12 protein-coding genes and 1 pseudogene are annotated in these 18,121 nt (G+C 66.3%); 4 read left to right on the top strand and 9 right to left on the bottom strand.

What is annotated here, in order from left to right:
• Positions 1 to 55: 55 nt before the first annotated feature.
• Positions 56 to 1,171 (top strand): annotated as a pseudogene (locus AB8808_RS11585) (glycoside hydrolase family 5 protein); the annotation flags it as partial.
• 89 nt (positions 1,172 to 1,260) lie between these two features.
• On the opposite strand, the gene AB8808_RS11590 reads toward AB8808_RS11585, so the two are convergent.
• From AB8808_RS11590 to AB8808_RS11600, 3 genes are read right to left on the bottom strand one after another with little or no spacing between them, the layout of a single operon-like run.
• Complete coding sequence (locus tag AB8808_RS11590) at positions 1,261 to 2,193, bottom strand: Gfo/Idh/MocA family protein (protein WP_369929506.1); 933 nt, start codon at positions 2,191 to 2,193, stop codon at positions 1,261 to 1,263.
• A 2-nt stretch (positions 2,194 to 2,195) separates the two neighbouring features.
• Complete coding sequence (gene araD1, locus AB8808_RS11595) at positions 2,196 to 3,188, bottom strand: AraD1 family protein (RefSeq protein WP_369929508.1); 993 nt, start codon at positions 3,186 to 3,188, stop codon at positions 2,196 to 2,198.
• A 36-nt stretch (positions 3,189 to 3,224) separates the two neighbouring features.
• Entirely contained in the window at positions 3,225 to 4,775 is a 1,551-nt protein-coding gene (locus tag AB8808_RS11600; RefSeq protein WP_506193216.1) for an aldehyde dehydrogenase (NADP(+)), read from the bottom strand.
• Between the two features lie 95 nt (positions 4,776 to 4,870).
• Here AB8808_RS11600 and AB8808_RS11605 point away from each other — a divergent pair, with 95 nt between their 5' ends.
• Complete coding sequence (locus AB8808_RS11605; RefSeq protein ID WP_369929511.1) at positions 4,871 to 5,629, top strand: FadR/GntR family transcriptional regulator; 759 nt, start codon at positions 4,871 to 4,873, stop codon at positions 5,627 to 5,629.
• A 48-nt stretch (positions 5,630 to 5,677) separates the two neighbouring features.
• Here AB8808_RS11605 and mmsB read toward each other — a convergent pair whose 3' ends face one another.
• Genes mmsB through chvE form a run of 3 tightly spaced genes read right to left on the bottom strand, consistent with a single transcriptional unit; the run spans position 5,678 to position 9,575 of the window.
• Positions 5,678 to 6,883 carry a multiple monosaccharide ABC transporter permease gene (mmsB, locus tag AB8808_RS11610; RefSeq protein ID WP_369929513.1) on the bottom strand — a complete coding sequence of 402 codons (1,206 nt, stop codon included), beginning with the start codon at positions 6,881 to 6,883 and terminating at the stop codon, positions 5,678 to 5,680.
• Positions 6,867 to 8,423 (bottom strand): multiple monosaccharide ABC transporter ATP-binding protein, encoded by a 1,557-nt coding sequence (gene mmsA, locus AB8808_RS11615; protein WP_369929515.1) that lies wholly within the window; start codon positions 8,421 to 8,423, stop codon positions 6,867 to 6,869. Before mmsA ends, mmsB begins: the two co-directional genes overlap by 17 nt.
• A gap of 24 nt (positions 8,424 to 8,447) precedes the next feature.
• Positions 8,448 to 9,575 carry a multiple monosaccharide ABC transporter substrate-binding protein gene (gene chvE / locus AB8808_RS11620; RefSeq protein WP_275451396.1) on the bottom strand — a complete coding sequence of 376 codons (1,128 nt, stop codon included), beginning with the start codon at positions 9,573 to 9,575 and terminating at the stop codon, positions 8,448 to 8,450.
• Between the two features lie 222 nt (positions 9,576 to 9,797).
• On the opposite strand from chvE, the gene AB8808_RS11625 reads away from it, so the two are divergent.
• Positions 9,798 to 11,591 carry an IlvD/Edd family dehydratase gene (locus tag AB8808_RS11625; RefSeq protein WP_369929517.1) on the top strand — a complete coding sequence of 598 codons (1,794 nt, stop codon included), beginning with the start codon at positions 9,798 to 9,800 and terminating at the stop codon, positions 11,589 to 11,591.
• Between the two features lie 52 nt (positions 11,592 to 11,643).
• Here AB8808_RS11625 and AB8808_RS11630 read toward each other — a convergent pair whose 3' ends face one another.
• The 3 genes from AB8808_RS11630 to AB8808_RS11640 all read right to left on the bottom strand — a co-directional run bounded on the left by AB8808_RS11630 (position 11,644) and on the right by AB8808_RS11640 (position 17,412).
• Positions 11,644 to 13,320: a methyl-accepting chemotaxis protein gene (locus AB8808_RS11630; RefSeq protein WP_369929519.1), complete on the bottom strand. Its 1,677-nt coding sequence runs from the start codon at positions 13,318 to 13,320 to the stop codon at positions 11,644 to 11,646.
• A gap of 146 nt (positions 13,321 to 13,466) precedes the next feature.
• Positions 13,467 to 14,960, bottom strand: coding sequence for a glycosyltransferase family 39 protein (locus AB8808_RS11635; RefSeq protein WP_369929521.1), 1,494 nt, complete (start codon positions 14,958 to 14,960; stop codon positions 13,467 to 13,469).
• A 31-nt stretch (positions 14,961 to 14,991) separates the two neighbouring features.
• Positions 14,992 to 17,412, bottom strand: a complete 2,421-nt coding sequence (locus AB8808_RS11640) for a penicillin acylase family protein (protein ID WP_369929523.1) — start codon at positions 17,410 to 17,412, stop codon at positions 14,992 to 14,994.
• A gap of 196 nt (positions 17,413 to 17,608) precedes the next feature.
• Here AB8808_RS11640 and AB8808_RS11645 point away from each other — a divergent pair, with 196 nt between their 5' ends.
• Positions 17,609 to 18,049, top strand: coding sequence for a VirK family protein (locus AB8808_RS11645; RefSeq protein WP_369929525.1), 441 nt, complete (start codon positions 17,609 to 17,611; stop codon positions 18,047 to 18,049).
• The last annotated feature ends 72 nt before the right edge of the window (positions 18,050 to 18,121 follow it).

Below are 18,121 nucleotides of genomic sequence, written 5' to 3' on the forward strand. Positions count from 1 at the left end.
GTGCGTTCAGGCCTTGGCTTTCCCTTCCCGGGAGGGCCGTCTTCGGAGACAGACCATGTCGATGCCAAGAAAGTCCTGTCTGGCGCGCTGCCTGCTTGCCGCAGCGCTGGTGGTAACGAGCGGTTCGGTATGGAGCCATGCCATCAAGAACGGCCAGGTGGTCGACGACAACGGCAACCCGGTGCAGTTACGCGGCGTCAACTGGTTCGGCTTCGACACCAACGTACACACCGTGCATGGCCTGTGGGCACGCAACTGGAAGGACATGATCACGCAGATGCAAGGCCTGGGCTTCAACGCCGTGCGCCTGCCGTTCTGTCCGCAGTCCTTGAGTGGCATTGCGCCCGGCAGCATCGATTACAGCCTCAACCCGGATCTGCAGGGGCTGAATTCACTGCAGGTGATGGACAAGGTGATCGACGAGTTGAGCAGCCGCGGCATGTATGTCCTGCTCGACCATCACACGCCCGATTGCAACGCCATATCCGAGCTCTGGTACACCTCGTCCTACAGCGAGCAACAATGGATCGACGACCTTACCCTCGTCGCGAGGCGTTACGCCGGGGTACCGGGCGTGATCGGCATCGACCTCAAGAACGAACCGCACGGCGCGGCCACATGGGGTACGGGTAACACGGCCACCGACTGGAACAAGGCCGCCGAACGCGCATCGGCCGCGGTGCTGAAGGTCGCACCCAAGTGGCTGATCGTGGTCGAGGGCATCGGCGAGAACCCGAGTTGCTCCAGCAGCGGTGGCCATTTCTGGGGAGAGAACCTGGAGCCGCTGTCGTGCACACCACTGAACATTCCGGCCGACCGGCTGCTGCTCGCGCCTCACGTCTACGGTCCCGATGTGTCGATGCAGTCGTATTTCAGCGCGTCCAACTTTCCGGCCAACATGCCGGCCATCTGGGACCAGCACTTCGGCCGCTTCGCCACATCGGGCCAGGCATTGTTGCTGGGCGAATTCGGTGGCAAGTACGGCCAGGGCAGTGCGCAGGACGTGACCTGGCAGAACGCACTGGTGGACTACCTGGTCGGCAAGGGTATCCACGGCGGCTTCTACTGGTCGTGGAATCCGAACAGCAACGACACCGGCGGCATCCTCAACGACGACTGGTCATCGGTGCGCACCGATAAGGTCAACCTGCTGAAGAAGCTCTGGGCCACGCACTGAACCCATAATGTTGGGACCTTCGTCGCACGGGTGCGGCGAAGGTCCGACACCGGACGCTCCAGCTCAGCGTCGAAGAGGTGGTTTTACTCGTCCCAGGCAAACGTCTCGACCTGTTCCCGCCGCCCGATCAGGAACGCGTCCGCCACCAATCGCAACGGCCGCGTGTCCACGTCCCTGCCCCGTTCGCGGATCAAGGCCGCGAAGCGTGCATACAGGCCGGCATATTCCCGGTCGGCCGCCGTCAACGTCTGATCCGGCAGGATGAGCACATCGCCACCTTTGCTGAGCCTCAGTGTCCCGCCATCGGTCTCGACCACGATGTCCCACGTCTGCGGGCCGGTCTGTCGCCAGTCCAGGTCCATGGCGATCGGCATGCCGTCGCTGTCGGCGAACCGCAACGCCGCCGCGATCGGCGCCGCGCGGTTGGCGGGAAACGACAACGTGGCGGACGTGAGGAAAAACGCCTTGGGCAGGATGCGCACGGCGATCGACAAGGCATTGATGCCCGGATCGAACACGCCCAGGCCGCCGGGTTCCCAAACCCACTCCTGCCCGGGATGCCAGACGCGCACGTCTTCCCGCCAGGTGATCGCGACACGATCGATGCGCCGCGTGGCAAGCCACGCACGTGCCGGTTCGACGCCCGCCGCATGCTGGGAATGCCAGCCGGCGAACAGTGTCAGACCGCTCGCCTCCGCCTGCTGTTCCAGCACCGCGACTTCCGCGAGTGTGGCACCGGGCGGCTTTTCGAGGAATACATGCACACCGTGCTGGAGTGCTTCGCGAGCCAGCGCATAACGCACCTGCGGCGGCGTACACAGCACCACCGCATCGACGGCGGGGCCATCACGGAACAAGGCAGCGAGGCTGGCGAAGGACGCCACGTCTTCCACCGAAGGCAGCGCCGGATCGACCACCGCCACCAGTTGGAAATCCGGACTGCCCGCCAGCGCGGGAAGGTGCTGGTCGCGCGCGATCTTGCCCAGGCCGACGACGGCGATGCGAACAGGCGCCACGGTCAAAGCGCCTTGACGGTCACGGCCTGCGCGCTCGCCTGCGCCAGCGCATTGCGTAGCGGCAGGGTGAACGGCGCCGCCTCGATCTCGAATTCATCGCCCACTTGCGTCGTGATGCCTTCCGAGAACGACAGCGTGGCCGTGCCGAAGAAATGCACGTGCACGTCACCCGGCTGGCGGAAGACGTCATATTTGAAGTGATGCGCTTCGAGGTTGGCGAAGCTGTGCGACATGTTCTCTTCGCCGGACAGGAACGGCTTCTCCCACAGCACCGCACCGTCGCGATGGATGCGGCTGCTGCCCTGGATCTGCGCCGGCAGCGGACCGACCAGCAGTTCGGGGCCCAGCGCGGCCTGGCGCAGCTTGGAATGGGCCAGCCAGAGGTAGTTGTGCCGTTCGGTCACGTGATCGCTGAACTCGTTGGCCAGGCAGACGCCCAGGCGAAACGGCGTGCCGTCGTCCCCGATCAGGTAGATGCCGGCCAGTTCGGGTTCTTCGCCGCCGTCCTTCGCAAAGGCGGGCGACGTGAGCGGTGCGCCCGGCCCGACCAGGCCATGGCCGTTGCCCTTGTAGAACCACTCCGGCTGGCTGCCGACCTGCCCGGCCGCGGGCTTTCCGCCTGCCACGCCTTCGAGGAAGATCCGCATCGAGTCGGTCTGCTTCTCCGCGGCGGCGGCCTCGCGGTGCATCTTGTCGCGTCCTTCCGCGGAACCCAGGTGGGTCAGCCCCGTGCCGGTCATGAACAGGTGCGCCGGGTCCGGATGATCGATCGGGGCGAGCAGGCGCCCGGCCGCCAGTTCGGCCGCGATGTCTACCGTGGCACCGACGCCGCAGGCCGCGACGGCACCCGCCAGGTCGGTACCCGAGGCAATGGCGCGGTTGGCCAGGGCACGTACGCTGTCCACGCCGGGCACGAACGCGGCGGTGTCACCCCGCGCGGCGATCACGGAACGCGTGCCGTCGGCGGCACGATGTTGCAAAAGACGCAAGGTCATGGCGTTGTCTCTCCAGGGCACACGGGGCGCGGGGAATCAGGCGGCAGGGACACCGTTGACGAGGCGCGGCAGGCCGGCGTCGTCACGCAGCGCGGCGGGCAGCAGGGCCTGCGCGAAGTTCTGGTACGACACCGGCCGCAGGAAGCGATCGATGGCGAGGCTGCCCACCGAGGTGGAGCGTCCGTCGGACGTCGCCGGGAACGGGCCGCCGTGCACCATCGCGTGGGTGACCTCGACGCCGGTCGGCCAGCCGTTGACGACAATGCGACCGCACTTCCGCTCCAGCAGCGGGACCAGGCGCGCGGCCAGCGCCGTGTCGCCCTCGTCCATCTGCAGCGTCATGGTCAGCTGGCCTTCGGCGGCCGCGACGACCGCTTGCAGCTCGGCTTCGTCGGCACAGCGCACCAGCAGCGACGAAGCGCCGAAGACTTCGTGCGCAAGCGCCTTGTCGGCCAGGAACGCCTTGCCCGTGGTCACGAACAACGCCGCGCGTCCGGCGCTGGCACCGTCGCCGGGCAGACCCTGCGCCACGGTGGTGACCTCGTCCTTCTGCCGCAGCGTGTCGACGGAGCGCTCGTACGCGCCGTGGATCGCGCCGGTGAGCATCGTCTGCGCCGGGGCCTTCGACACGGCGCCACCGGCAGCCGCGACGAATGCATCCAGGCCCTCACCCTCGATGGCCAGCACCAGGCCGGGGTTGGTGCAGAACTGCCCCGCGCCCATGGTCAGCGAACCGACGAAGGCCGTGCCAAGCGCGTCGCCGCGCGCACGCAGCGCCTCGGGCAAGAGCAGCACCGGATTGATGCTCGACATCTCCGCGTACACGGGAATGGGCACGTCGCGTTCCTGCGCCAGCTTGACCAGCGCGAGACCGCCAGCGCGCGAGCCGGTGAAACCGACGGCAGCGATGGCGGGGTCCTTGACGAGCGCGGCACCGAGTTCGATACCCGGGCCGGTCAGGTTGGCGAACACGCCCGCCGGCAGGCCGCTGGCCTTGACCGCGATGTGGATCGCCGAGGCGACCATGGCGCCGGTGGCCGGATGGGCGGGATGGCCCTTGACCACGACGGGGCAACCGGCCGCCAGCGCGGACGCCGTGTCGCCACCGGCCGTGGAGAACGCGAGCGGGAAATTGGAGGCGCCGAACACGGCCACCGGGCCCAACGGGACCATGCGCAGGCGCAGGTCGACACGCGCGGGCGTCACGTCGGCCGCGGTGGCCGGGTCGATGCGCAGGCCCATCCAGCCACCACGGCGCAGCACGCCCGCGAACAGCTTCAGCTGGCCGACGGTGCGGCCACGCTCGCCTTCCAGGCGCGGCCGCGGCAGTCCGCTCTCACGCATGGCGGTGACGATCAACGCGTCGCCCAGTGCCACGATTTCCTCGGCGATGCGCTCGAGGAAGGCGGCCCGGCTCTCGGCATCTGTCGTACGATAAACGTCGAACGCGGCGTCGGCCGCGGCGCAGGCGGCCCTGACCCGCTCGACGCCATCCGCCGCGAAGGCCTCACCGAAAGGCTGCCCCGTCGCGGCATCCACCGATCGAAAGGCGTTGGGAGTCACACCGGTTTTTTCGTCGTTCGACATATGTTGCACCGCGATAATTACTCAGACAATTAGGGTAAGGCGGTTATACTGCTTTTGCAATGGCGGGCGGCCGAGGGACGGGAAGGAATGAACACGTGAGCAAGACCAAGCCGACAGCACCGATCAAGGCGGACACCCAGGCACCGCGCGAGCCGCGTGGCACGGGGCGGCGCCTGTATGGCGCGATCGCACACAAGCTGGGCGCCGCCATCCTGGCGGGCGAATACCTGCCTGGCGACGTGCTCTCCGGCGAGGTGGTGTTTTCCGAGCAACTGGACGTATCGCGCAGCGCCTATCGCGAGGCGATCCAGGCGCTGGCGGCGAAAGGGCTGGTCGAGAGCCGGCCCAAGGCCGGCACGCGCGTGCTGCCGCGCAGCCGCTGGAACCTGCTCGATCCGGAAGTACTGGGTTGGGCGTTTGCCGGCAGCCCGGACACGGCGTTCATCCGCAGCCTGTTCGAGCTGCGCGCCATCGTCGAGCCCGCCGCTGCCGCGCTGGCCGCCGAACGGCGCAGCAAGGAGGACCTGAAGGCCATGCGCGATGCCCTGGCCGGGATGACCCGCCACACGCTCGCCACCGACGCCGGCCGCATGGCCGACCGCGACTTCCACAGTGCGATCCTGCATGCCACGGGCAACGACGCGTTGATCGTATTGAATGCGAGCATCTGTGCGGCGGTCAGCTGGACCACGCAATTCAAGCATCGTCAGCGCGCCCTGCCCCGCAACCCCATTCCCGATCATCGCCGCGTGCTGGTGGCGATTGCCGACGGCGATGCCACGGCGGCCAGCGAGGCGATGCGGGTGCTGGTGGAACTGGCACTGGAAGACACGCAGCAGTCGATGCAGCCCTGAACGCGGGCGGCATCGACTGCCGGTAGACGTCATGCCTGGAACGTCGCCTCAGCGACCGCCGGTGCGACGCTTGTTGTAGACGTCGAACGCCACCGCGGCCAGCAGCACCAGGCCCTTGATCAGCGCCTGGTATTCCGTGCCCACACCGAGGATCGACATACCGTTGTTGAGCAGGCCGATGATCAGGCCGCCTATGATCGCGCCGGTGACCGTACCGATACCGCCCGTGACCGCCGCACCGCCGATGAACACGGCGGCGATCGCGTCCAGCTCGAAGCCCGTGCCGGCGCTGGGGCTGGCCAGGTTGAGCTGCGCGGTGAACACCAGCCCGGCCAGCGCCGAGATCACGCCCATGTTCACGAACAGCAGGAACGTGACCCGCTTGGTCTTCACGCCAGACAGTGCCGCAGCGCTGAGGTTGCCACCGATGGCATACACGTGCCGACCGAACACGGAGCGCGCCATGATCGCCGCATAGGCCACGATCAGTACGCCCAGGATCACCAGCACGATCGGGGTGCCGTTGTAGCTGGCCAGCAGGAACGCCATGAAGGCGATCAGGAACACGGAGAACGCCAGCTTGAGGACGAAGTACCACAGCGGCTCCGATTCCAACCCGTAGCGATGCCGCACCGCCCGCTGCCGCAGCGAACCGTACAGCAGCACCAGGGCGGCGACCCCGCCGAGCACCAGCGTCAGCGGCTCGTAGCCACTGGTGCCGAAGGCCGGCAGGAAGCCCGAGCCCATCCGGCGGAACGCCTCCGGGAACGGCGAGATCTGCTGGTTCTGCAGCGCGATCTGCGCGGCGCCACGGAACAGCAGCATGCCGGCCAGGGTGACGATGAAGGCCGGTATCCGGAAATAGGCGATCCAGAAGCCCTGCCACGCACCCACCAGGCCACCCAGGATCAGGCACAGCACCACGGCCGCCGGCCAGGGGATATGCCACTGCGTGATCATCACGCCGGCCATGGCCCCGATGAACGCCACCAGCGAGCCCACCGACAGGTCGATATGCCCGGCGATGATGATCATCACCATGCCGATGGCCAGGATCAGGATGTAGCTATTCTGGATGACCAGGTTGGAGACGTTGATCGGACGAAGCGTGATGCCGCCGGTGGCGAACTGGAAGAACAGCACGATGACGATCAGCGCGCTGAACAGGCCGACCTGCCTCAGCTGGCCGGTCAGGTAGCTCAGCGCCTTCCTTACCCCGCCACCCTGCGGCGTCATTTCATTGGACGTTGTCACTGGCGACCTTCTCCCGTTCTCGTGTCATGTGCTGCATAAGGACCTCGGCGGTCGCCTCGGATCGTGGAATGTCCGCGGTGACGCGCCCCTCGGCGAGGGTGTAGATGCGGTCGCAGACGCCGAGCAGCTCGGGGAGTTCCGACGAGATCATGATGATCCCCTTACCCTCGTCGGCGAGCCGGTTGATGATGGCGTAGATCTCGTACTTGGCGCCCACGTCGATGCCGCGGGTGGGCTCGTCGAGGATCAGCACATCGGGGTCGGCATACATCCATTTGGACAGCACGACTTTCTGCTGGTTACCACCGGACAGCTTGCCCGTGATGGCATCGACGCCCGGCGCCTTGATGTTGAGGTTCTTCAGGTACTCGCCGGCCACCGTGGCTTCCTTGTGGCCGTCGACGAAACCGAACAGGCTGGCCAGCTTGTGCAGGGCCGAGCCCGAGGTGTTGCGGGTGATGTCGTCGATGAGGTTCAGCCCGTAGCGCTTGCGGTCTTCCGTGGCATAGGCCACGCCGTTCGCGATCGCCTTGGGTACGGTGCTCATGTCGATCTCGACGCCGCGCTTGAACACCTTGCCGCTGATCTTCACGCCGTAGCTGCGCCCGAACACGCTCATGGCCAGCTCGGTGCGCCCCGCGCCCATCAGGCCGGCGATGCCGACGATCTCGCCGGTGCGCACGGTGATGCCGGCATCGGTGATGATCTGGCGATCGACGTCGATCGGGTGGAAGCAGTTCCAGCCCTCGATCCGCAGCAGTTCCTCGCCGAGGGTGGGCGTGTGCTCGGGGTAGCGGCTTTCCAGCTCGCGCCCGACCATGCCCTTGATGATCCGCTCTTCCGTCACCTCTCCCGCGCTCATGTCCAGCGTCTCGATCACGTGACCGTCGCGGATGACCGTCACCTCGTCAGCGATCGCTTCGATCTCGTTGAGCTTGTGGCTGATGATGATCGAGGTGATGCCCTGTTCCTGCAGCTGCTTGATGAGGCCGAGCAGGTGGGCGGAGTCGGCATCGTTGAGCGCCGCCGTGGGTTCGTCCAGGATCAGCAGCTTGACCCGCTTGGACAACGCCTTGGCGATCTCCACGAGTTGCTGCTGGCCCACGCCCAGGTCGGTGATGCGCGTGATCGGATTGTTGTTCAGCCCCACCCGTTCCAGCAGCTTGGCCGCTTCCAGGTTGGTCTTGTTCCAGTCGATCCAGCCGTGGCTCTGCTGCTCGTTGCCGAGGAAGATGTTCTCGGCGATGGACAGGTACGGGCTGAGCGCGAGCTCCTGGTGGATGATGACGATGCCGGCGGCTTCGGAGTCGTTGATGCTCTTGAAGTCGACCGGCGCGCCTTCGAAGACGATCTGCCCGTCGAAGGTACCCGCGGGGTAAACCCCGCTGAGCACCTTCATCAGTGTCGATTTGCCTGCACCGTTCTCGCCGCAGATGGCGTGGACGTGGCCGCGTTTGACACCGAGCGACACGTTCTGCAACGCCTTGACGCCGGGGAAGGTCTTCGTGATGCCCTGCATCTCGAGAATGTTGGTGGTCACGTATCCTCTTTCCTCAGGCAGGACTTACTGCAGCTGCGCCGGCGTGTAGTAACCGCTGTCCACCAGCACCTGCTGGTAGTTCGCCTTGGTGACCACGGTGGGCTGGAACAGGTAGGTCGGCACGACCACGACCTTGTTGTTGTAGGTCTTGTCGTCGTTGGTTTCCGGCTTCTTGCCGCTGAGCAGGTCGTTGGCCATCACCGCGGCCTGGTCGGCCAGCTTGCGGGTGTCCTTGTAGATCGTGGAGTACTGCTGGCCGGCGATGATCGACTTGACCGAGGCGGCCTCGGCATCCTGACCGGTGATGACCGGCAGCGGCTTGGAGGCATTGCCGTAGCCGGCACCCTGCAGCGCGGAGATGATACCGATCGACATGCCGTCGTACGGCGACAGCACGCCGTCGAGGTTGGCGCCGGCCGAGTACGACTTGGCCACCAGGTTCTGCATGCGCGCCTTGGCCGTGGCCGGATCCCACTGCAGCGTGGCGACCTGGGTGAAGCCGGTCTGGCCGCTCTTCACCACGATGCTGCCGTCGGCGATGTACGGCTTGAGGGTATCCATCGCACCGTTGTAGAAGAACGTGGCGTTGTTGTCGTCCGGGCTGCCGGCGAAGATCTCGACGTTGAGCGGGCCCTTCTTGTCGGTTTTCTTGCCGTCCGCGCCCAACAGGCCCAGGCCGGTGAGCAGGCTGTTGGCCTGGTCGACGCCGACCTTGTAGTTGTCGAACGAGACGTAGTAATCGACGTTCTTGCTGCCGGTGAGCAGACGATCGTACGAGATGACCTTGATGCCGGCCTTGGCCGCGGCATCGAGCTGGTCGCTCAGCGAACCGCCGTCGATCGACGCGATCACCAGCACCTTGGCGCCCTTGGTGATCATGTTGCTGACCTGCAGCACCTGCTGCGGAATCTTGTTGTCGGCGTACTCCAGGTCCACCTTGTAGCCGAGCTTTTCCAGATCTTCCTTGACCGCGTTGCCGTCCTTGATCCAGCGCTCGGAGACCTTGGTCGGCATGGCGACGCCGACGAGGGCGCCCTTGTTGTCGCCGGAGGCGGCGGCCGTGTCGCCGTTGCCGCGGCCGCCGGAACAGGCGGCGAGCGAGAAGGCGAACCCGACGGTGGCGAGGCCGAGGAGCAGGTTGCGTGAGTTCACTGTAGGGTCCCTTTCAGTTGGATGCTGCATGGTGGCGTCATCTGAAGGGAGGTGTTCGTCCAGACAACGTGGGTTCGGAAAATTCCTTTACCGCCGCTTGACTCATGGATTATCTTGTCTGAGTAATAGACTATCGACGCATCCACCGCGCGTCAACGGCCGGGCCGGAAGCCCTCGCCACGCCGAGCCATCCACCGATTCCTGAAGAGACCGCCGCTCGCCATGACTCATACCGCCCCTCCGCTTCGCTCGCGCGCCTGGTTCGACAACCCCGAAAACATCGACATGACCGCGTTGTACCTGGAGCGGTACCTCAACTTCGGGTTGTCGCTGGAAGAACTGCGTTCGGGCAAGCCGATCATCGGCATCGCCCAGACGGGCAGCGACCTGTCGCCCTGCAACCGTCACCACCTGGTGCTGGCCGAGCGTGTGCGCGACGGTATCCGCGAAGCCGGCGGCATCCCGCTCGAATTCCCGGTGCATCCCATCCAGGAAACCGGCAAGCGCCCCACCGCGGGCCTGGATCGCAACCTCGCCTACCTCTCGCTGGTGGAAGTGCTGCACGGCTATCCGCTCGACGGCGTGGTGCTGACCATCGGATGCGACAAGACCACGCCAGCCTGCCTGATGGCGGCGGCCACGGTGAACATCCCCGCAGTCGCCCTGTCCGTGGGCCCGATGCTCAACGGCTGGCACAAGGGTGAGCGCACGGGCTCGGGCACCATCGTGTGGCGGGCGCGCGAGATGCTGGCCACCGGCGCCATCAACGAGGAAGGCTTCATCAAGCTGGTCGCCTCGTCCGCGCCGTCCACCGGTTACTGCAACACCATGGGCACGGCCACCACGATGAACAGCCTCGCCGAAGCGCTGGGCATGCAGCTGCCAGGTGCCGCGGCCATTCCCGCGCCGTACCGCGACCGCCAGGAAATCGCCTACCTGACCGGCAAGCGCATCGTCGGCATGGTCGCCGAGGACCTGAAGCCGTCGGACATCCTCACGCGCGAGGCCTTCCTCAACGCCATCGTGGTCAACTCGGCCATTGGCGGATCGACCAACGCGCCCATCCATCTCGCGGCCATTGCGCGCCACATCGGCGTGGACCTGGCGATCGACGACTGGCAGACGCACGGTCACAAGGTGCCGCTGATGGTGAACCTGCAGCCCGCGGGCGAATACCTGGGCGAGGATTTCTATCACGCGGGTGGCGTCCCGGCGGTGGTGGGCGAACTGCTCAAACAGGGCCTGATCCACGCGGACGCGAAAACCGCCAACGGCAAGTCGATCGGCGAGAACTGCCGCGACGCGACGATCGAGGACGAGCGCGTCATCCGTCCTTTCGCCACACCGCTCAAGGAAGACGCCGGCTTCATCGTGCTGCGCGGCAACCTGTTCGACAGCGCGATCATGAAAACCAGTGTGATCAGCCCCGAGTTCCGCGCGCGTTACCTCAGCGATACCAACGATCCGGAAGCCTTCGAAGGCCCGGCCGTGGTCTTCGACGGTCCGGAGGATTACCACCACCGCATCGACGATCCCTCGCTGGGCATCACCACCGACACGCTGTTGTTCATGCGTGGCGCGGGCCCGGTGGGTTATCCCGGCTCGGCGGAAGTGGTGAACATGCGTCCGCCGGCCTACCTGATCCGCGAGGGCGTGCACGCCCTGCCCTGCATCGGCGACGGGCGCCAGTCCGGCACGTCGGGCTCACCGTCCATCCTCAATGCCAGCCCGGAGGCGGCCGTGATGGGCGGGCTCGCACTGATCCGCACGGGCGACCGTGTCCGTATCGACCTGGGCAAGGGCACGGCGGATGTGCTGATTCCGGACGCTGAACTGGCCGAACGCCGCCGTGCGCTGGTCGAGGCGGGTGGCTATCGCTACCCCGCCTCGCAGACGCCGTGGCAGGAAATCCAGCGGGCGCTGGTCGGCCAGATGGACACCGGCGCCATCCTGGAAGGCGCCGAGAAGTACCAGCAGATCGCACAGACGAAGGGGCTTCCGCGCGACAGCCATTGAACCGGCTGCGTGCGAAAGCCCCTGCGTGTCGCCGAGGCTCTGGCCGGTCCGGTCAGAACTCCTGCCAGGACGAGGCCAGCGCCGGGGTCGACATCATCGGGCGGCTGGCCGCCTTACGCGGCGCGGCGGCGGGTGCGTGCGCGGCAGCGACGGGCGTGGGTTGGGCCGGCTGCGATGCGGGTTCGCTCGCATCGCCACGAAGCTTGAAGAACGACACCTGACGCATCAGTTCGTCGGCGACATCCAGCGCGGTACGGCTCGCCGCGCTGGCTTCTTCCACCAGGGCCGCATTCTGCTGGGTCACCTCGTCCAGTGCGGACACCGCCTGGTTGACCTGCTCCACGCCGGTGGATTGCTCGTCGGAGGCCGCCGCGATCTCCGCGACCAGGCCCGACACCCTGGCGACATCGGTGGCGATCTCCGCCAGCGCCTGCCCCGTGCTCTCGACCAGGCCGACGCCTTCGGCGACTTCGTCGCGGGTGGAAGCAATCAGCTGCTTGATGTCCTTCGCCGCCGCGGCGCTGCGCTGGGCCAGCGACCTGACTTCGCTGGCCACGACGGTGAAGCCACGGCCCTGCTCGCCGGCGCGGGCCGCTTCGACCGCGGCGTTCAGCGCCAGCAGGTTGGTCTGGAACGCGATTTCGTCGATGAGTACGGCGATCTCGCCGATGTCCTTGCTGGCCTTCGCGATCCGGCCCATGGCACCGACCGCCGACGTGGCGACCTCGTGGCCCGTCGTGGCATCGGTGCGCAGTTTTTCGGTCAGGCGCCGGGTATGCCCGGCGGCCTCGGCGTTCTGCTTCACCGTCGCGGCCATTTCTTCCATCGACGCGGCGGTTTCTTCCAGCGACGAGGCCTGTTCCTGCGTACGGTTGGACAGATCGTCGTTACCCGCCGAGATGTCGCGGGCCGCGCTGTTCACCTGCTGCGCGTTTTCCCGCACCTTGCGCACGATGGCGGACAACTGCGTATCCATGTCCGCCAGCGCCTGCAAGGTCTCGCTGAGCTCGTCGTTACCGGTGACGACCAGTGCGTTCTCGAGGTGGCCGTCGCGGATACGTACGGCAAGCCCGCGTGCCGCGACCAGCGGACGCATGACGGCGCGCCGCAGGAAGAAGCCGCCCATCGCGACCAGGGCCGCGCCAAGCAGAAGCGTACCCGCCATGACCTCCGCCGATCGCTTGCCGGACGCCACCGCGGCATCGTATGTGGCACGCGCCATGTCGCGGTTCTTGGCGACGAGGGCAGCAATCAGCTCCGCATCCTTGTCCATCGACGGCGCGATGACGTTAAGCATGCGATCGATCGCAGCGGCACGATCCGTGGGCAGGATCTCCAGCATCGCGTCGACCTGACGGCGCGTGCCCGAACGCGACGCATTGAAGGCGTCGGCCATCTCGCGCAGCGTCGGGTTCTCGCTCTGCGTCGCATAGTAGCTGCGCCAGACCGTGTCACTTTCGACGCGAATCTGGGCAATCTTGGTCTTGGCGGCTGCGGCGGCATCCGGCTTGTTGACGAGCAACGCGCGATTGAGCACGCCACGCTGCTGGGTGACGAAATGCCGTATCTCGGTCACCTGGGTAACCGGCACCAGGGCATCCGAGTAGATCACGTCGGCCCCGTTCGTAGCCTGACGCGTAGAAAAGAAACCCAAGGTACCCACGGCCAAAGCAATGGCGACCGAAGCCGCCGATGTCAATACGATACGCAGTCCAATTTTCACATCCACCCCCGAGAGCCATGCAACGGACGTCGCACTCGATAGGGTTATCGGCCTTATGCAATATCGGCATATAGACCGTAAGTTATGTTGCCTCTCGCCGTAACCTCGTGCGATACGCAAAAATCGTCGTCTGGAGCCGAGCGCATACGAAGTCAACCGAACTCCGGACCACGCCTCCAGAGCTCATCCAGAGGCACGCGGGAAGGGCCACAAATAAGGATATCCGGGTGATCCCTGCTCTCTTCGTTGACGATGCCCAACGTGTTCCAGCTATGACCCGCCACCCGGCACTTAGTGAGTATTTCCTCAGCACGCGTGAGTGAATTGCCAAGCACGATAAAGGTGGATGGTCCGGGTTCCGGGTAGCCACGCAGCCATCCTGAATTGATGGTCGTGACAGGTACCGGCAGGTGATACGCCGGCCCGAGCAACGCGATGGCGCCATACTCACCATAGTTGCCCACCGCGATACCCAGGTTCGCTTGCTCGGCCGCCGGCAGGCTGTCACGAATCGCGGCGACCTGTGCGACCAGCTCCGGCCAGCCGATCTCCTCGCGCAAATCGCCGTTGTGACGAAGGGCGTAGTCGCGTAACGGACCGCTCGATGCGATGGGTACGATGCGCAGCGCCGCGTATCCCCCCATCCCCAGCACGCCGATGAACACCAGGGCGACGAGGCGCCGCCGATGCAGGGGTCGCAGGCTGCGCAGGCGATTCTCCGCGACCACCGCGCCCATGGCCAATAACATGGGATACGCGCCGGACACATAGTAGAAACGTCCCTTCGCGACCAGGAACAGGAGCAGTGGCACGGCATACATCCATGCCAGCATGCGGTAGCGCCGGCTTCTGGCAAAAACGTACAACCCCGTAAGCCACACGGGGGCGGCCACCAGGTTCACATTGAGCAGGAACTGGTCACGCAGGAAACCGTCCGCCCGACCCAGATGCACATCCCGTGCATGGATGCCCTGCAGGAAATGGTACGAGATGAAGTCGTGCCGTACGAGCCAGACCAGATTGGGCGCGACGATCGCCAGCGCGACGAGCCCCCCGGCCCAGAACCAGCCGCTTCTCAGGTACCGGCGCGCATCGGTCAGCAGCATGCCCACGAGCACGCCGACCAGCAGGAAGGCAATGGAATACTTGGTCTGCAAACCGAGGCCGGCGACAACGCCGATCGCGATCCACCAGCGCGGCTCGTCGTCGCGCAGCAGGCGGATCACGCACCAGGCGACCAGTACCCACCAGAGCAGGTCGAACGACGAGTACTGGAACTCGGTCGCCTGGAACATCGGTACCGGAGACAGCGCCACGGCGACGGCGGTAAACACCTGGGCCAGCCGGCCACCGCCGAGATCCCGCGCCATGAACCCCGCGACGACGATCACCAGCATCTGCGCCAGCACCGAGAACAGCCGCAGCCCCACCAGCGACAGTCCGAACAACTTCAGGCCCAGGGCTTCCACGGCGGGTGTCAGCGGCGGGTATGGCACGAACCCCCAGTCCAGGTGCTGGGCATCGCTGAGGAACTGCCATTCGTCCCGATGAAATCCGTACTGCCCGTTGGTCAGCATGTGGGCCAGTCCGGCCAGCAGGGCAATGACCAGCACCGGGAAGCTGGTTGTCGCTTTATGTCTGTCCATCAACAACCTTGTCATTCGTGTCCTGGAGGGCCTAGCGCAGCGGAACCAGCCGAAACGTACTCGACGCCACGCCTGGCTGCAACGGCGTCGGTTGGCCGAGCCGCCACGCATCGGTGCCGGCCAGGTACGTGGAGGCCAGTGGATGATCCGTCTGGCCGCCGGGCATGTGCAACAGGCTGCGTGCCGCGTCGCCGGGCACGGCCACCAGCCGTTCCGAGGCGCCGAACCGGGGCGCGCTGACGAACGGCATGTCGCGGTCGCCGGACAGCGGCCGCGCGCGCGCATCGAGGAACCGGGCGACGATGCCCGGGAACGCGCCCGACAAGGGGTGCCGCAGGCTCAGCGTGTTCTCGTCGCCCCAGGTGGCCTTGCCTTGCTGCGCCACATCGCGCAGCGTCGCCAGGCAGGCCTCGTCGAGAAGGTCGTCCCAGCTGGCATAGCGAGGGTCACGCAGGTGGGATGCCGACGGCGTGTGGATCAGCTGCCAGACCGCGTACTCGGGTGCCGTACCTTCGGGCCACGCGAAATCCTTGAAGCGTTGCGCGGCCAACGTCACGAACGGCCGGAGCACCCGTGCGGTCACCTCTTCATGAAAACGTCGCACCGCGCCATAGCCGGGGCTGGAGGCATCCGCACGGGCGCCCCAGCGGACGACGCGATCGTGTAACGACGCCAACCCGGCGGCCTCGGCGTGACGCGCCTGTGCCTTGTCGATGACATGGAGCATCAACGCCTGCCAGCGGGCGAGGAACACGGCCCGGTCGTCGCGCTGGATGGCCAGCATGTCGACGGGCGCAGCCGGTGGTTCACCGGCGAGGTCGTCGCGGATCTGCCTGGCACGGGCGCCCAGGTTGTAGCCGCCATTGCCCAGCAGCGCCAGGGAGGCACCGCCGACCGCGCGATTGTTCGCCGTCCACAGATACCCCTGCGCCGGGTTCTCCACCCGTGGATAACGCGATGCGTCCAGCCATCCCGACCACCCTGCCCCGGGTACGCTCCAGTCGGCGGGGTTGGCGAAGCCGGCGGTGCCTCGCACGGGGATGGCGTTGCCGGCGATCGTCCAGCCGATGTGCCCTTGCCGGTCCGCCGCAAGGACGTTCTGCAACGGCAGACCGGCGTGCTGCGCGATGTCGAGCACCGCGGGCATGTCCGTCGCATCCTCCATCTGCATGACCGCCAGGTTGTAGGCACGCGGCGAGGCACCGGTCCAGGCCAGGGCCATCGGCTCGCCCTGCGCGGACATCGCCATGACCGGGCCCCAGCGCGTTTCCGCGATACGCAGCGGCACGGGTGCGCCGCCGCGTACCTGGATCACCTCGTCCCGGTAGACCATGGCCTCGATACCTTGCGGCGACCGGTAATGATTGCCCTGCGGATCGGTGGTGTGCACGACGACCCAGTCCTGCACATCGGCGTAGCTGTTGGTGAAGCCCCAGGCCACGTGTTCGTTCTGGCCGGCCACCAGTGCGGGGGTGCCCGGCAGGGTAAGCCCGGCCACCTGCCGTTCGACGACCTTGCCGTTGGCGTCGACCTGCCTGTAACGGAGCGTCGCGCGATACCAGATGTTCGGCACGCCCAGGCTCAGGTGCATGTCGTTCGCAAGGAGCGCGCCAAGGCGTGACGCACTCCCGCCGGCCACGGCGAACGCATTGCTGCCGATGTCGGCCCCTTGCCGCGGCGAGAAAGACAGGTCCATCGCCATCGCGTCGTCGCCCTGCCGTGGCAGGACGAACACCGACGCGTCCGGCACCCGTGGCGCGGCGGACACCGAACCATCCAGCGCGGCTTCCCAGGTGGGATCGGGCGCGGTGAGGAAGGCCACGACGGGTGCCGGAAGCACGGCGTCCAGTTGCAGCAGGCGCAGCTTGCGCTCGTTGTGGCCGCCATCGTTGAGTTCGAGATACATGGCGCCCAGCACCAGCAGGGAATCCTCGGGCCGCCAGGCTTGCGGTGCCTGCCGGAACACCAGGTATTCCCACGGTCGCACGCGCAGGCCGGCCAGGCCCGCGTTCACGCCCGCCGCGTAGTGCTGCAACGGGTCGCGCTGGTCGGGGGGAAGGGTTCGGTAGGCCTGCTCGGCCACCGCGCGCAGCCGATGGCGACGATAGTCCTTGTCCAGATCGACGGCGGCCGGACCGACCAGTGCCGCCAGCTCACCGGCCGCCTTGCGTCGCATGAGGTCCATGGCGAAGAACGTGTCCTGCGCATGCGCGAAGCCGAGTGCGAACGACGCGTCCGCCCGGCTGGCTGCGTCGATGGTCACCGCGCCCATCGCATCGCGCGCGATCGTCACGGGCGAGGCCACAGAGGCCGCGACATCGCCTTCGGTGGTGGCAACACCGGCGTGGAGCAGCACGAACACGGCAACGAGGATCGAGGCGGCGGCCACGAGGACCAGCGCCACGATCAGGGCGATCAGCCGCCGCACATGCCGATAGGTGAGATGCGTCACGTTTTTGTCCTTTGTCGAAGGCATCCTATTCGTCCGTCGCAGGCACTCACCTGCGGGTGTACATCCAGGACGGCAACGCGCATGCGTGCGGGAAAACGAGACGAATCTACACCTTTATCGACAATTACAATCGATTGCATCACGAATCGTAACTCTTTTCGACGACATCACCGTTGAGGAACACACCATGATGAACATGCGACTCTCCCTCCTGGCGGCACTGGCCGCGGTCGTGCCGATTTCCGCGTCGATGGCGCAATCCCCTTCATCGGTCTACAGCCTGGAGGAATTGAAGACAGCGGCGGACGGCGGCGCGAACATCGCCGTCACCGTCGATCTGACCAAGTGCAAGCCGACCGGTACCACGACAGCGCCGGGCACCACGAAGGGCGGCCTGAAAATCGGCGCCTACCGCGTGACGCCGGATGGCGTCTTCAGTTTTTCCGACGCGCATGAGACCGTCGGCCAGGACGGCAAGCCGTTGTGGCAGTTCCTCCGTTACCAGGTCAAGCCGGACCAGACCGTGGTGTTCACGGCCTTCATGTATTCCCTGCCGACCTATACGCCGCTCGGCCCCGAGATCACGTACGAGTGCGGGATCAACCGTGGCGTGACCTTCATTCCCGAGCGCCACTGAGTACGTCGCCAAGCGGCCGGATGTGCCGTTTCGGCAGCAACACGTGAACGCAAGTGACCATGCGTTGCGCCC

Source organism: Xanthomonas sp. NCPPB 2632, assembly GCF_041228075.2.
Taxonomy (GTDB): Bacteria; Pseudomonadota; Gammaproteobacteria; order Xanthomonadales; family Rhodanobacteraceae; genus Luteibacter.

Coding starts and splice junctions, on each gene's coding strand:
- AB8808_RS11625 (WP_369929517.1), top strand. CDS start 9,798: ATGACTCATACCGCCCCTCCGCTTCGCTCGCGCGCCTGGTTCGACAAC.
- AB8808_RS11600 (WP_506193216.1), bottom strand. CDS start 4,775: ATGTCGAACGACGAAAAAACCGGTGTGACTCCCAACGCCTTTCGATCG.
- AB8808_RS11635 (WP_369929521.1), bottom strand. CDS start 14,960: ATGGACAGACATAAAGCGACAACCAGCTTCCCGGTGCTGGTCATTGCC.
- AB8808_RS11645 (WP_369929525.1), top strand. CDS start 17,609: ATGCGACTCTCCCTCCTGGCGGCACTGGCCGCGGTCGTGCCGATTTCC.
- araD1 (WP_369929508.1), bottom strand. CDS start 3,188: ATGACCTTGCGTCTTTTGCAACATCGTGCCGCCGACGGCACGCGTTCC.